The 14,233-nt window shown below is 59.5% G+C and carries 15 protein-coding genes; 5 read left to right on the forward strand and 10 right to left on the reverse strand.

The window, feature by feature from the left end; all coding sequences use genetic code 11:
• The first annotated feature begins 166 nt into the window (after positions 1 to 166).
• The 3 genes from NJC38_RS26365 (at position 167) to NJC38_RS26375 (ending at position 1,565) form a co-directional block, all read left to right on the forward strand.
• A complete protein-coding gene (locus NJC38_RS26365; protein ID WP_045485585.1) occupies positions 167 to 439 on the forward strand; it encodes an HU family DNA-binding protein in 273 nt (90 codons plus the stop codon).
• 215 nt (positions 440 to 654) lie between these two features.
• A complete protein-coding gene (locus NJC38_RS26370) occupies positions 655 to 1,092 on the forward strand; it encodes a hypothetical protein (RefSeq protein ID WP_253117836.1) in 438 nt (145 codons plus the stop codon).
• Between the two features lie 98 nt (positions 1,093 to 1,190).
• Positions 1,191 to 1,565, forward strand: coding sequence for a hypothetical protein (locus NJC38_RS26375; RefSeq protein WP_045485590.1), 375 nt, complete (start codon positions 1,191 to 1,193; stop codon positions 1,563 to 1,565).
• Here NJC38_RS26375 and NJC38_RS26380 read toward each other — a convergent pair whose 3' ends face one another.
• The 10 genes from NJC38_RS26380 to NJC38_RS26425 all read right to left on the reverse strand — a co-directional run bounded on the left by NJC38_RS26380 (position 1,566) and on the right by NJC38_RS26425 (position 11,366).
• Positions 1,566 to 3,527, reverse strand: a complete 1,962-nt coding sequence (locus NJC38_RS26380) for a DUF4105 domain-containing protein (RefSeq protein ID WP_253117837.1) — start codon at positions 3,525 to 3,527, stop codon at positions 1,566 to 1,568.
• A complete protein-coding gene (locus tag NJC38_RS26385; RefSeq protein WP_045485593.1) occupies positions 3,524 to 3,844 on the reverse strand; it encodes a DUF2388 domain-containing protein in 321 nt (106 codons plus the stop codon). Before NJC38_RS26385 ends, NJC38_RS26380 begins: the two co-directional genes overlap by 4 nt.
• A 33-nt stretch (positions 3,845 to 3,877) precedes the next feature.
• Positions 3,878 to 4,183 (reverse strand): DUF2388 domain-containing protein, encoded by a 306-nt coding sequence (locus tag NJC38_RS26390; protein ID WP_253117838.1) that lies wholly within the window; start codon positions 4,181 to 4,183, stop codon positions 3,878 to 3,880.
• A 133-nt stretch (positions 4,184 to 4,316) separates the two neighbouring features.
• Positions 4,317 to 4,634, reverse strand: a complete 318-nt coding sequence (locus tag NJC38_RS26395; RefSeq protein WP_045485597.1) for a DUF2388 domain-containing protein — start codon at positions 4,632 to 4,634, stop codon at positions 4,317 to 4,319.
• Between the two features lie 281 nt (positions 4,635 to 4,915).
• Positions 4,916 to 5,131 carry a DUF1127 domain-containing protein gene (locus tag NJC38_RS26400; protein ID WP_253117839.1) on the reverse strand — a complete coding sequence of 72 codons (216 nt, stop codon included), beginning with the start codon at positions 5,129 to 5,131 and terminating at the stop codon, positions 4,916 to 4,918.
• 319 nt (positions 5,132 to 5,450) lie between these two features.
• Positions 5,451 to 6,944 carry an acetyl-CoA hydrolase/transferase family protein gene (locus NJC38_RS26405; RefSeq protein ID WP_253117840.1) on the reverse strand — a complete coding sequence of 498 codons (1,494 nt, stop codon included), beginning with the start codon at positions 6,942 to 6,944 and terminating at the stop codon, positions 5,451 to 5,453.
• A gap of 178 nt (positions 6,945 to 7,122) precedes the next feature.
• The gene (locus tag NJC38_RS26410) at positions 7,123 to 8,577 is read right to left on the reverse strand and encodes an NAD(P)(+) transhydrogenase (Re/Si-specific) subunit beta (protein ID WP_253117841.1); all 1,455 of its coding nucleotides are present in this window, start codon (positions 8,575 to 8,577) and stop codon (positions 7,123 to 7,125) included.
• Positions 8,574 to 8,891, reverse strand: a complete 318-nt coding sequence (locus tag NJC38_RS26415; RefSeq protein WP_253117842.1) for an NAD(P) transhydrogenase subunit alpha — start codon at positions 8,889 to 8,891, stop codon at positions 8,574 to 8,576. The genes NJC38_RS26410 and NJC38_RS26415 overlap by 4 nt, the downstream gene beginning before the upstream one ends.
• A gap of 11 nt (positions 8,892 to 8,902) precedes the next feature.
• Positions 8,903 to 10,024: a Re/Si-specific NAD(P)(+) transhydrogenase subunit alpha gene (locus tag NJC38_RS26420; protein WP_253117843.1), complete on the reverse strand. Its 1,122-nt coding sequence runs from the start codon at positions 10,022 to 10,024 to the stop codon at positions 8,903 to 8,905.
• Positions 10,025 to 10,457: 433 nt separating this feature from the next.
• Entirely contained in the window at positions 10,458 to 11,366 is a 909-nt protein-coding gene (locus tag NJC38_RS26425) for a LysR family transcriptional regulator (RefSeq protein ID WP_253117844.1), read from the reverse strand.
• Positions 11,367 to 11,522: 156 nt separating this feature from the next.
• Between NJC38_RS26425 and NJC38_RS26430 the strand changes: the two genes are divergently transcribed.
• Positions 11,523 to 12,704, forward strand: a complete 1,182-nt coding sequence (locus tag NJC38_RS26430; RefSeq protein ID WP_253117845.1) for an acyl-CoA dehydrogenase — start codon at positions 11,523 to 11,525, stop codon at positions 12,702 to 12,704.
• A gap of 19 nt (positions 12,705 to 12,723) precedes the next feature.
• Entirely contained in the window at positions 12,724 to 13,944 is a 1,221-nt protein-coding gene (locus NJC38_RS26435) for a CaiB/BaiF CoA-transferase family protein (RefSeq protein WP_253117846.1), read from the forward strand.
• Positions 13,945 to 14,233: the final 289 nt, after the last annotated feature.

A 14,233-nucleotide genomic window follows, 5' to 3' on the forward strand; every position in this document is an offset into this window, starting at 1 on the left:
GCATTTTTCGTCGCAGATTCGTCGCGCCCCCACTGGCGCGGGCGTTTGCCGCGTGCCATTCTGCTGTTCGACCGCCGTTGCGTGGAGCCGTAACGGCAGCTGAACGCCGGCCCGAATGGGTGGCGCGGTACATAAAAACAAAAAATCGCAGAAAGAGGCTTAGTACATGCGTAAACCAGATCTCGCAGCCGCCATCGCTGAAAAAACGGACCTGACCAAAGACCAGTCCACTCGCGTTCTCAACGCCATTCTCGAAGAAATCACCGGCGCACTGCACCGCAAGGACAGTGTCACCCTGGTCGGTTTCGGTACCTTCCTGCAACGCCATCGCGGTGCCCGCACCGGCAAGAACCCGCAAACCGGCGAGCCAGTGACCATCAAGGCCAGCAACACGGTGTCCTTCAAGCCAGGCAAGGCCCTGAAAGACACGGTCAACTGATCGCCAGGCGCAGGCGGCTCCAAACGGTCAAAGCCCTCGCTTCTGGAGGGCTTTACTTTTTGTGCTTTTGTTTATCGCTGTAACTTGGGAAATATCCTACATATTTTGGTAGATATTCCGTCTTTTATGCGGATTTTTCCGACATTTTTTCCGAACTTTTCTCCGTAAAGTGCGCGCCCGTTGCATCTCTTAAACGCGTCTCTTTGGGAAAAAAAATGAAAAAATTATGGATGTCGGCCGCCGTGGCAGTACTGATCGCAACCACCAGTGGCTGCGTCAGCTACAACACCAGCCAGCCGAGTGCTCCGGTCAGCAGTTCGGTCAAGGCAGACCTGAAGGCTGACATCGCCGTGGGCGGTTCCATCTCCGGTCAATCCTCGACCAATATCCTGTTCAACTTCCTGAGCTTTGGCGGTGATAACGAGTTCGCCGACGGTGTGGTTTATGGTGGCTCGGACGGTGGCTTGAGCCTGAGCATGCTGGACCCGATTTCCAGCGTAAAGGCGGCAGCCGCCTACAAGGCGGTTAAGTCCTCCGGGGCCGATCTGATCGTGGCGCCGCGCTACGAGGTCAAGGTGCAGAACTACTTCATCTTCAAGAAGGTAGAGGTGAAGGTGACTGGCAATAAGGGCAGCATCAACAGCATCCGCTGACGATTGCGCCGGATGTGGGGATAAACCGCATCCGGCTGTTTAATTCAAGGATCAACCCGCTACACTGCCTGCCGCTCTTACTGATCGGCGCAACCTGCATGAAGTTTCGTTTCCTTCTCTGGGCACTGGGTCTATTGATGGCCCGTGCCAGTCGCAACAATCCGGCATTCCAGCAACAGTTGGTCGATAAAGACCTGACCTTCCAGCTGCAAACCGCTGACGGCAAAGTGGCGCGTCATTACATCGTGCACGGGCAGCGGATACGCAGCGCGAGAGGTGCCGCTCAAGCGCCGGCGTTCACCATCGCCTTTCGCGATTGCGCTTATGGGTTTGCCACGCTGCAGGCCAGCAACAAGCAGCTGGCGTTCATGCAGGGTATCCAGAGCAAGGATATCCAGATCAAGGGCAACCCGGCGTTGGTCATTTGGTTCCAGGGCCTGACTCGTTACCTGAAACCGAAAAAGAAAGCCTGATCAGGGTAATTGCAAACCACCTGCTGCCTTGTGCATGGCACGCAGATGCTCGCCGATCTGTTTGAGGTTGGCTTCGGTTGCCGTGATCTCGGCGGCCCGCCCCGGTTCAAGTAAAGCGCGGATTTCGCCGTCCAGATCGCCGGTCAGGCGCTTGAGCAGTTTCTGTCGCTCGCTGCTCTGTGATTCCAGGCGCTGCCATTCATCGACTTGCGGCAGGCCATAACCGCGGCTGTCGAGCAATTCGGCAGGCCGGCTCAGAAAACCGCTGTTGGCCAGGATGTCCTGTAACGTGCCGGTGGCTTTCGAGACCCGGCCGTCTTGCTGTTCTCTGGCACTCAGATAGCGTTGTTTGACCTCGTCCTGGGCCAGTAGTAACTGGCGACGCAGGCTGGCCTGCTCGAGCAGCAGAATGGCCGCACTGGTGCGCAGGTCGGCTTTGGCAAGCCACGGACGACGCTCACTGGCTGGCTGTTGCAGCCAGTCTTCCACGCTGTTCTGGCGGATCGGCAGGTTCTTTTTCAGCACCTCGAACATCGCCTGGTAGCGGTCGCGGTAGGAGTCGAAGCGATAACCCAGGCGTAGCGCCTCTTTGGGATTGTCCAGCACGCTGGTGTCGGCCAGTTTGCGGCCCTTGAGCACTTCCAGCAGACCGTTGGGCAAGATGCTGTCCAGAGCCGTCAGACCAGGATTGGCAGTGCCGGCGCGCAGCAGCTTGAGGGTTTCCACGGCGCAGTTATTGGACAGGAAGTAATAGTCGCCGTCGTAACTCCAGTGCATTTCGGCGGCGTGGCGCACCAGATTGTCGATCTCCTGGCGGTTCAGCTTCAGCGGCACGGAAGCCAGGCTGCGCAGTTCAGTCTTGGTGTATTCGTCGATCACCTGGCCCAGCGGCAACACAAACAGGCGTGACGGATAGGCGCCGGTCAGGCCGTCCCAGCTGGACAACTGTACATCACCGACAAATGCCCGGTAGGACAACACCAGGTGCTGGTCAAGGTCCAGACGGCAATCCGGGCCGCGCGGCCTGCCGGGTTTGCAGATCACCAGGCGCAGCATGCTGTGCCCCCAGCGGCTCATCAGGTTCTGGTTGGCTTCTGCCAGCAGGTAATCCACGGTGTAGACCCGTTCAGGGTCGAGCTTGCCCAGCGGCTCGCGGGCAAAGTCATTGCCGGCGTTGAGGTAGGGATAGACCGTCGGGCATGGCTGTTGACTGGCCGGTGCCCAGCCGAACTGCTGCTTGTACCAGGCGTACAACGCGGGGCGTCGGCAAGCATAGGCCGGATCAAGCAGGAAGTACTCCATGTTGACGGCGACAAACTCCAGCGGGCTGCTCAGCTCGTAGCTGTCCGGGCTGCGCACGCCCTGGCCATTGTGTTGTTCGCGCTCGCCACGACGGCCGACATATTGCTGCCAGCCGGCCAGATCCAGCAGCCGTGGGGCGTCACTGAGGGTGAAGCGGCGCTCGGTCTGGCCCCGACATTCATCGGCCAGGCCGACCTTGCCCAAGGCGCTGTGCTGCCGGCTACAGCGCACGATCAGGCTGCGCTGGACGGCTGGCCACAAGCGGGCGCGGTCATAGATGTGGGTCAGCTCATGGAGCACGGTGGCAAGCAGTTCGCGGCGCACGGTGCCATGCGGGCGTTGAGTCTGGGCGGTGGCCGCCGAGCCGTCGCTCAGGGAGGACAGCAAGCGGGTATTGAGATAGAGCTGATAAGGTCCCGCAGCCTGGCCATAGGCGTTAGCCGGCATGTCACTGGACCAGCTGACCTGGACCTTGCGATCCAGGTTGTGGGTGAAGGCCGGCGGCAAAGCCTGCACAGCTTCGTCCAGCAACGCCTGGGTGGCCTGGCGCTCGGTCGGGCTCAAGTGCTCATCGCGCAAGATCAGTTGCAGATCGGCGAGCGCCGGCAGGGCTGTCAGTGCCAGAGCTGCGGCCAGCAGCCAGGCGCCAAGGCGTCTCACAATGCGAGGATAGCTTCAGCCAGGGTCTGATCGCTGGCAGTACGCGCTTCAGGCACGCGGCTGCGCAGGGTGTCGAAGGCGGCGTCGAGCCGTGCGCCGTGGATATCGCCATTACTGGCGACATAGCTGGCCGCGTCGTCTCGGGCTTGCTGGACAACCTTTGAATCACGGATCGAGGTGGTGGTGTCGGACGTGAAATCAATGGAGCGGCCGAAAGCACGAACGATGATGTTGCTGGTGGCCACCACTGTCTGGGCCTGAGCCAGATCGGCCATCAACAGCATGCCTAAGGTCGCGGCAATCAACGGGGTGCGCATGTAACGTCTCCGGAAACAAAAGCTGAAAAGTGCCTATTGGACGAGAATTGCTTCTGCCAGTTCAAGGTCGCTGGCATGAAGTTTTGCCTGGCTTTTACGCAACTGATGCAACGCCGACTCAAGTTGTGCGCCGCGTAGCTGCCCGTCGGTAGCGACAAAGGCGGCTGCATCGTCGTGAGCTGCGAGAATCAGCTTGTTGTCGAACGGTGCACTGGTGACTTTGCTGGTTACGTAGCCACTGACAACGACGCCTTGGGTCGTGACATCGAAGGCTTGGGCTGAAGTGCTGTAGGCCAGGCTGGCCAGCAGCGGCAGGTATAACAGTTTCAATAAACGCATGGCAGTTCAGGGCAATTGCAGAACGAGGCTCAAGGCTAGCGCAAATGCTTGCAGCAGAGCTACCCGTGAGGGCGGCCAGGGTCTGTGTTCAACAAACGGTGTTACACAAAACCCTGACCAGACCTGATGGGTCTCAGATAGCCAGAATGGCTTGGGCCAACTGTGCGTCGCTCGCCTGAAGTTGCGGCTGGACCTGGCGAATATGGCTCAGTGCGGCCTCCAGGCGTGCACCGCGGATCTCGCCGGCGCTGCCCACGAAGCTGGCAGCATCATCGCGTGCGGCGCGTACAACCTTGTCATCGCGCAGTGAGGAGCTGATGTCGGACGTGGCATCGGTAGTCGCCGCAACCGCACCGACGAGCGCATCGGTGGTGACCACGAAGCTGGTTGCATTCGCGTTGAGGGCGGCGGTCAGCAGAGCTGTAGTAGCGAGAACACGAAGCATGGACATGGACGATTTCCGTAAGAAGGTTAATCAACAGCCGTCAGGCTGAATCGTGGCGGCTAGCCTAGCGCAGCCACTCACTCTACGGCTATTGCGGCTGTTTGCCAGCGATTACAGACTGTACTGGTGTTATTTTGGTTCAATTGAAACTGTTATGTTTTTGCGCTGACGGCTGTTTTCCTGCCAGAAACGACAAGGCCCGTCAGCAGTTTCCTGCGACGGGCCTTGTGGGGATTCAGTGCACTGGTCGGGGCAGACCTTAGGGTCTCAGACCAGATTGCGCCGTATCAACGCCAGAATGGCTTGCTCAGCTCTTCGTAACGCTGCGACTCGCTGATACCGGCGTCGGCCAGCAGGCGGGCGTCCAGACGAGCCAGTTGACGGCGGCTCGACAGGCGACGCTGCCACAGCATCAGGGCGGCGAAGGCGCGCAGAGGCAGGGAGGCCTGGGCGTTGGAAACGGTGCTTTCTACAAACTGCTCGGAACTGAGGGTGCGTTCCATGATGTGACTTCCTTCCGCTTGTGGCGGGATTAGAGAGTGGCTTGACTGGTGCCTATCTTCCTCTCGTTCGGTCCACATCCATAGACACAGTTCACCTGTATTGTGTGTGTTCAGTTAACTGTTTATGGGCGCTGTTTTGTTCGTAAATAGGGCAACTGTACTGGTGCGCACCTATTTGGTGCGTTTTTACTGTTTTGTTACGCATTGAGAGTGGAAAATGGCGTATTTTGACCAGTACAGAAGTACAGTTTTTGCCATATCAGCGTGGGGTGCCGAGACTGTATGGCAAAAAACTGTTTGCCTTTGATTGCGGCATTAATCAGGCCGGCAGCATGCGCCCGGTTTCTTCCAGATTAATGTGCCAATTCAGTGCGTCGCGCAGCAGGTGCGGGGTATGCCCGCCCAAGGCGCAGGCCTTGTTGAAGTAGTCATTGAGTGCTTGGCGGTAGCTCGGGTGCACACAGTTGTCGATGATCACCCGCGCCCGCTCGCGCGGCGCCAGGCCGCGCAGGTCCGCCAGGCCCTGTTCGGTGACCAGAATGTCGACATCATGTTCGGTGTGATCCACGTGGCTGACCATGGGCACCACACTGGAGATGGCGCCGGCCTTGGCAATCGACTTGGTGACAAAGATTGCCAGGTGCGCATTGCGCGAGAAGTCTCCCGAGCCGCCTATGCCGTTCATCATCCGCGTGCCGCATACGTGGGTGGAGTTGACGTTACCGTACAGATCGAACTCCAGTGCGGTATTGATCCCGATAATGCCCAGGCGGCGAATCACTTCCGGGTGGTTGGATATCTCTTGCGGGCGCAGCACCAGCTTTGACTTGTAGCGGTTGAAGTCGGCGAACACCTGAGCATGTTTGGCTGCCGAGAGGGTCATCGAACTGCCCGAGGCAAACGCCAGCTTGCCGGCATCGAACAGGTCGAAGGTTGAGTCTTGCAGCACCTCGGAGTACATGGTCAGGTTCTCGAACGGCGACTCCAGCAAACCATGCATCACCGCGTTGGCGATGGTGCCGATCCCGGCTTGCAGCGGCATCAGACGTTCGGTCAGGCGTTGCTCGCGCACCTCATTCTTGAAGAACTCCACCAGGTGGTTGGCGATCGCTTGGGTTTCGATATCCGGCGGCAGCACTGTCGAGGGGGAGTCGGCCTGTTCGCTGATCACGATGCCGACGATCTTGGCCGGGTCGATTTTCACCGCTGCGCTGCCGATCCGCGAGTCGGCTTCGAGTACCGGGATGGGCAGCCGGGTCGGACGGTAGCTGGGAATATAGATGTCGTGCAGGCCTTCGAGCTCCAGTGGCTGTGACAGATTGATCTCGACGATCACCTGTTTGGCCAGAATCGCGAAGCTGGCCGAGTTGCCCACGGAGGTGCTCAGCACCAGATGGCCTTCTTCGGTAATAGCCACGCACTCGATCACCGCCAGGTCCACCGCCTTGATCTGCCGGTTACGCAGTTGCTCGACGGTGTCGGACAGGTGCTGGTCGATGAACATCACTTCACCGGCATTGATTGCCTTGCGCAACGTGCTGTCGACCTGAAAGGGCATGCGCCGTGACAGCACGCCCGCTTCGGTCAGCTGTTTGTCCAGATCGTTACCCAGGCTGGCGCCGGTCATCAGGCTGATCTTCAAAGGCGTCTGGCGCGCACGCTCGGCCAGCGCATGGGGGACGGCCTTGGCCTCGCCGGCACGGGTGAAGCCGCTCATGCCGACGGTCATACCGTCTTCAATCAGGCCGGCGGCATCTGATGCGTTCATTACCTTGCTCATCAGGCCAGGCATGCGGATACGATCACGGTACATGGTTTATTGTCTCGGGTAGAAGCGAGCGCCAAGTCTAGTGGCTGGTGAGCGTCGCGTCCCCCGACCAAGGTCGTATTCGAAGGCTCTAATTGGCGGCTTTCAGAGCAAAACACTTTTGCCGTGGGTGTAAAAAAGCCCCGGTTCGCGCGCGGCCGGGGCTTGGTTCGGTGCACTCTGATCAGAGGTTGTCGACGGCCTTGACCATGTCCTCAATGACCTTCTTCGCGTCACCAAATACCATCATGCTTTTGTCCAGATAGAACAGTTCGTTGTCCAGGCCGGCATAGCCGCTGGCCATCGAGCGCTTGTTGACGATGATGGTCTTGGCTTTATAAGCCTCCAGGATCGGCATGCCGGCAATCGGCGACTTGGGATCGTTTTTCGCCGCCGGGTTGACCACGTCGTTGGCGCCCAGCACCAGCACCACGTCGGCCTGGCCGAACTCGGAGTTGATGTCTTCCATCTCGAACACCTGGTCATAAGGCACTTCGGCCTCGGCGAGCAGGACGTTCATGTGCCCCGGCATGCGCCCGGCCACCGGGTGAATCGCGTATTTCACGGTCACCCCGTGGTGGACCAGCTTCTCGGTCAGTTCCTTGAGCGCGTGCTGGGCCCGAGCCACCGCCAGGCCGTAGCCGGGAACGATGATCACGGTGTCGGCGTTGGTCAGCAGGAAAGTCGCATCGTCGGCCGAGCCGGATTTGACCGAGCGTTGCTGCTGGCCTCCTTGCGCCGGGCCTGCCTCTGCCGCCCCACCAAAGCCGCCACCGATCACGTTGAAGAACGAACGGTTCATCGCCTTGCACATGATGTACGACAGGATCGCACCGCTGGAGCCCACCAGAGAGCCGGCGATGATCAGCATCGAGTTGTTCAGCGAGAAGCCGATACCGGCCGCCGCCCAGCCTGAATAGCTGTTGAGCATCGACACCACCACCGGCATATCGGCGCCGCCAATCGGGATGATCAGCAGTACGCCGATCACGAAGGCCAGCACCAGCATGATGGCGAATGCAGTGAGGTTGCCGTTGATCATGTAGGTAAGGCCGCAGAACAGCGTGGCCAGGCCCAGAACCAGGTTCAGCTTGTGCTGGCCGGCGAACTGTACCGGTGCGCCCTGAAACAGGCGGAACTTGTACTTGCCCGACAGCTTGCCGAAGGCGATGACCGAACCGGAGAAGGTGATGGCACCGATGGCTGCGCCGAGGAACAGCTCCAGGCGGTTGCCTACCGGGATTGCATCGCCCAGATTGGCCACGATACCCAGCGACTGTGGCTCAACGACTGCGGCGATAGCGATGAACACGGCGGCCAGGCCGATCATGCTGTGCATGAACGCCACCAGCTCAGGCATCTTGGTCATCTCGACGCGCTTGGCCATGATTGAGCCGGCGCTGCCACCGACCAGCAGGCCGACGATGATGTAGCCGATGCCGGCGCTGGTCCCTTCAACGGACGACAGGGCCGCCAGTTTGTAGACCAGACCGACCGTGGTCAGCACCGCAAGGCCCATGCCCAGCATGCCGAACAGGTTGCCGCGCCGCGAGGTGGTGGGGTGCGACAGGCCCTTGAGTGCCTGAATAAAGCAGACCGCCGAAACCAGGTAGAGCAGGGTGACGAGGTTCATGCTCATTTCTGCACCTCATCCTTGGCCTTGGCTTTCTTTTTGAACATTTCCAGCATCCGCCGGGTGACCAGGAAACCGCCAAACACGTTGACCGCAGCGAGGGTCACCGCCAGGGTGCCCATAATCTTGCCCAGCGGGGTCACTGTGAGGGCGGCGGCGAGCATGGCGCCGACGATCACGATGGCCGAGATGGCGTTGGTCACGGCCATCAGCGGGGTGTGCAGGGCAGGGGTGACGTTCCAGACCACGTGGTAGCCGACATAGATCGCCAGCACGAAAATGATCAGGTTGTAGATACCGGGGGAGATCAGCTCTTGCATTGTGGTTGTTCTCAGCCGTTCTTGCGGATGACCTGGCCGTCGCGGCACATCAGGCACGCGGCGACGATGTCGTCTTCGAGGTTGATCGAGAAAGTGCCGTCCTTGTCAAACAGCAGCTTCATGAAGTCCAGCAGGTTGCGTGCGTACAGCGCCGAGGCGTCTGCAGCGACCTGTGCTGGCAGGTTGGTCGGCCCGACAATGGTCACACCATTGTTGATCACTACCTGGTCAGCCACGGTCAGCGGGCAGTTGCCACCCTGAGCGGCAGCCAGGTCGATGACCACTGAACCGGGTTTCATCTGCGCCACGGTGTCGGCACTGAGCAGCACTGGCGCTTTGCGGCCGGGAATCAGTGCGGTGGTGATGACGATGTCCGACTGTCTGGCGCGTTCGTGCACGGCAGCGGCCTGGCGCTGCATCCAGCTGGCCGGCATGGGCCGGGCATAACCGCCGACGCCTTCGGCGCACTCGCGTTCTTCATCGGTCTCGTAGGGCACATCGATAAACTTGGCGCCCAGCGATTCGATCTGCTCACGCACGGCCGGACGCACATCCGAGGCTTCCACCACGGCGCCCAGGCGCTTGGCCGTCGCAATGGCCTGCAAACCGGCCACGCCGGCGCCGAGAATCAGCACCCGGGCGGCTTTTACGGTCCCGGCGGCGGTCATCAGCATCGGCATGAAGCGCGGATAGTGATGGGCGGCCAGCAATACAGACTTGTAGCCGGCAATGTTGGCCTGAGACGACAGCACATCGAGGCTTTGCGCGCGGGAGGTACGCGGTGCGGCCTCCAGGGCAAAGGCGCTGATGCCGCGCTCTGCCATGCGGGCAATGCTCTCGTTGTTGAACGGGTTGAGCATGCCGATCAGCACGGTGCCGCTGTTGATCAGGCTCAGTTCTTCAGCATTGGGCGCTGTCACCTTGAGAATGAGTTGGGCGCCGAAGGCGTCGCTGGCCTGGCCAAGCGTGGCGCCAGCGGCGGCAAAGGCGCTGTCCGGGACCCCGGCATGGATGCCCGCGCCGCTTTGCACGGTAATCGTGTGACCCTGGCTGACCAGCTTCTTGATGGTTTCCGGGGTGGCGGCTACCCGTGTTTCGCCCGCGTGGGTTTCGAGAGGAACACCAATGTGCACGTCAAGTCTCCTGCATGATCTTTCTTGTCTTGATGAGTTGGCCGTTGTGCTGCGGCAGTGCCTTGGCGGTGTTCAACCAGCATGTCCTATGCCCTGCGGGCCAGGCGCGACGCATTGTGCAGGCGAGCGTGGGCGGCCTTCAATAGATTCTGTAATAAGACTGGAAAACAACTACAAGTCATCCTGTGACCTATTGTCGCAATATTTTAGTGAGGGCCTTTGTTTATAAGGCTTATAGAGAATTCCACTGATTTTATGTGGGTAAGAATATATTTTTGCTGTAGTCGTGGATTGAATCAAAAAAGTCGCTCAAAGCCACGTAAATAGAAGCTTCAACAGATTTTTGAAAGGATTGTTGAACAGTTCCACAATGGCGACAAAAGCTTACATCTGTAGCGCAATGTAAGTCGTAACTACCTATTTATGAGTCGCCTCAGGCCTTGTCATGCGGCAATTTGAAGCGCTGTGCCTGCTCCACCAGCCAGTTGCCAAACGTTTGCAGCGATACAGTTGCGGTTTTTCGTTCGGGAATCATCAAGTGATAGGCCTTCAGGCTAGTCAATGCATGAGAATTGGCAATGACCAGGCGTCCCTCTTCCAATTCGCGCTGAATCAGAAACGGCGGGATCAGGGCTACGCCCATTTCGTGGATGGCGGCCTGGGCCAGCATCGAAAACAGCTCGTAGCGTGGGCCGGTCATGTCGCGAGGTACTTGGACCTGGCAGTCATTGAACCACTGGCGCCAGGCGTAGGGGCGGGTGGTCTGCTGGAGCAGCGGCAGCAGGGCGATTTGTTCGGCGTCCAGCCGATCTTGGCCGTTCAGGAACGCCGGTGCGCAGACCGGCATGGGGTTTTCACTCATCAGGCGATACGCCCGGGTGCCCGGCCAGTCGGCATCGCCAAAGTAGATGGCGGCATCGAAGTCGGTGTCGGCGAACAGAAAGGGGCGGGTACGGTTGGTCAGGTTCAGGGTGACCTCAGGATGGCGCATCTGAAAGTCTTTCAGGCGTGGCAATAGCCATTGGGTGCCGAAGGTCGGCACAACGGCCAGTTCGATGACGCTGCTGCCCTGCTGGCCCATGATCGATAGCGTATCGCGCTCTACGGCATCGAGTTGCAGGGCGACCCGGCGACTATAGGACAGGCCGGCATCGGTAAGCTTTACCCCACGTCTTGAGCGCTTGAACAGCTCGACCCCGAGAAAGTCTTCAAGGCTGGCGATCTGTCGGCAGATCGCACTTTGGGTGAGCGACAGCTCCTGAGCGGCTTTGGTGAAGCTCTCGTGGCGAGCGGCCGATTCGAAGCTGACCAGAGCGGAAGTGCTGGGGATCTTGCGTCGCATGTACGGAGTCCTCACCTGTGGCTACGAAATACCAAGGTTCTGATGGTTTCGGAGTGAGAAATTAGCACAACACCGTGCATAAACGTCGTTTGTCCCTTGGGCGGTGCGCGGCTAGGCTTGATGCATTACCAATGGCATTTCTGTGAGGCGTGGACCATGGGCGGCAAGGCAAGCTTCAACTGGATTGATCCGCTGTTGCTGGATCAGCAACTGACTGAAGAAGAGCGCATGGTTCGTGACAGCGCTGAACAATTTGCCCAGGACAAACTGGCGCCCCGGGTGCTGGAAGCTTTCCGTCACGAGCGCACCGATCCTGCGATTTTCCGTGAAATGGGCGAGGTGGGGCTGCTGGGTGCGACGATCCCTGAAGCGTATGGCGGCAGTGGACTCAATTATGTGTGCTACGGGCTGATTGCCCGCGAGGTGGAACGTATCGACTCCGGCTATCGCTCGATGATGAGCGTGCAGTCGTCGCTGGTGATGGTGCCGATCAACGAGTTCGGTTCCGAGGCGCAGAAGCAGAAGTACCTGCCCAAACTCGCCACTGGTGAGTGGATCGGCTGCTTTGGCCTGACCGAGCCCAATCATGGCTCCGATCCGGGCGCCATGATCAGCCGGGCACGCAAGGTGGAGGGTGGCTATAGCCTGAACGGGGCGAAGATGTGGATCACCAACAGCCCGATTGCCGATGTGTTTGTGGTTTGGGCCAAGGATGATGCCGGCGATATTCGCGGCTTCATCCTGGAGAAGGGCTGGGCGGGGCTGAGCGCGCCGGCCATTCACGGCAAGGTCGGGCTGCGGGCATCGATCACCGGTGAGATCGTGATGGATAACGTGTTTGTGCCCGAAGAGAACATCTTCCCTGACGTGCGCGGTCTGAAAGGTCCGTTTACCTGCCTCAACTCAGCGCGCTACGGGATCGCCTGGGGCGCACTGGGGGCTGCGGAATACTGCTGGCATACCTCGCGGCAATACACCCTGGACCGCCAGCAGTTCGGCCGCCCGCTGGCAGCCAACCAGTTGATCCAGAAAAAGCTGGCCGACATGCAGACCGAGATTACCCTGGCGTTGCAAGGCTGCCTGCGGCTTGGGCGGATGAAGGATGAAGGGACGGCAGCGGTAGAAATCACCTCGATCATGAAGCGCAACTCCTGCGGCAAGGCGCTGGATATTGCGCGTCTGGCGCGGGACATGCTGGGTGGCAATGGCATCAGCGACGAGTTCGGTGTGGCGCGCCATCTGGTCAACCTTGAGGTGGTCAATACCTATGAGGGGACGCACGATGTACACGCCCTGATTCTTGGGCGCGCACAGACCGGCATCCAGGCCTTCTATTAATAGAGATGGGGGGCAGACCATGGGCGCGCTGTCGCATGTACGAGTACTTGATCTGTCGCGGGTGCTGGCCGGGCCCTGGTCCGGGCAGATCCTGGCTGACCTGGGCGCTGAGGTCATAAAGGTCGAGCGTCCGGGCAGTGGTGACGACACCCGTGCCTGGGGGCCGCCGTTCCTGAAAGATGCCGCCGGCGAGAATACCGCAGAGGCTGCTTACTATCTGGCGGCCAATCGCAACAAGCAGTCGGTGACCATCGACTTCACGCGCCCTGAAGGGCAGGCACTGGTGCGTGAGCTGGCGCAATACTCCGATATCCTGATCGAGAATTTCAAGGTCGGCGGCCTGGCGGCCTACGGGCTCGATTATGAGTCACTGAAGCTGAGCAACCCACGGCTCATCTATTGCTCCATTACCGGCTTCGGGCAAACCGGGCCTTATGCCAAGCGTGCCGGGTATGACTTCATGATCCAGGGGTTGGGTGGGCTGATGAGCCTGACCGGGCGTACTGATGCTGAGGACGGTGCCGGACCGGTCAAGGTGGGTGTGGCGCTGACGGATATCCTGACCGGGTTGTACGCCAGCACTGCGATGCTTGCCGCGCTGGCGCATCGTGATCAGGCCGGGGTGGGGCAATACATCGATATGGCATTGCTCGACGTGCAAGTGGCTTGCCTGGCGAACCAGGCGATGAACTACCTGACCACCGGAACGGCGCCGCGTCGGTTGGGTAATGCACATCCTAATATCGTGCCGTATCAGGATTTCCCGACTGCCGATGGGGATTTCATTCTTACCGTTGGCAATGACAGCCAGTTCAGAAAGTTTGCTGAAGTGGCGGGGCAGCCGCAGTGGGCGGACGATCCGCGCTTCCAGACCAATAAGCTGCGGGTGGCCAACCGGGCTGAGCTAGTGATGCTGATCCGCCAGGCAACGGTGTTCAAGACCACCGCGCAGTGGGTGGCCGAGCTGGAGGCGGTTGGCGTACCGTGCGGGCCAATCAACGACCTGGCCCAAGTGTTTGCCGATCCGCAGGTGCTGGCGCGGGAACTGGCTATCAGCTTGCCGCATGCGCTGGGTGGGCAGGTGCCGCTGGTGGCCAGCCCGATTCGCTTGTCTGAGACGCCGGTTACCTATCGTCATGCGCCGCCTTTGTTGGGTGAGCATACGCAGGGGGTGCTGCAGGCTTTGCTGGGCATGAGCGAGGAGCAGATTGCAGGGTTGCGTCAGGCGAGGGTTATTTAATCTCTTCTCTTCTATATAGAAGAAAGATCAGTTTTGAAGCGGCTGAGCGTTTATTTCAGAATTATTGAAATTAACGGTTGACGGGGTTTCAGATGTCCTTATAATGCGCACCACTTCAAACGCGGAATGAGCGAGAAACTCCTTGGTAATCAACGAGTTAGCAGTTCAGAAAGGGTTGGAGGCGGTGCGAGCCTCCTGGCTCCGGCGGTGAAAAAGGCAGTTGACAGCAACTTAGGATGCTGTAAGATTCGCCTCCCGCTGACGAGTTAATCGAAAGATGCTTGGCACG

This window comes from Pseudomonas sp. 21LCFQ010 (assembly GCF_024129905.1).
Classification (GTDB): domain Bacteria; phylum Pseudomonadota; class Gammaproteobacteria; order Pseudomonadales; family Pseudomonadaceae; genus Aquipseudomonas.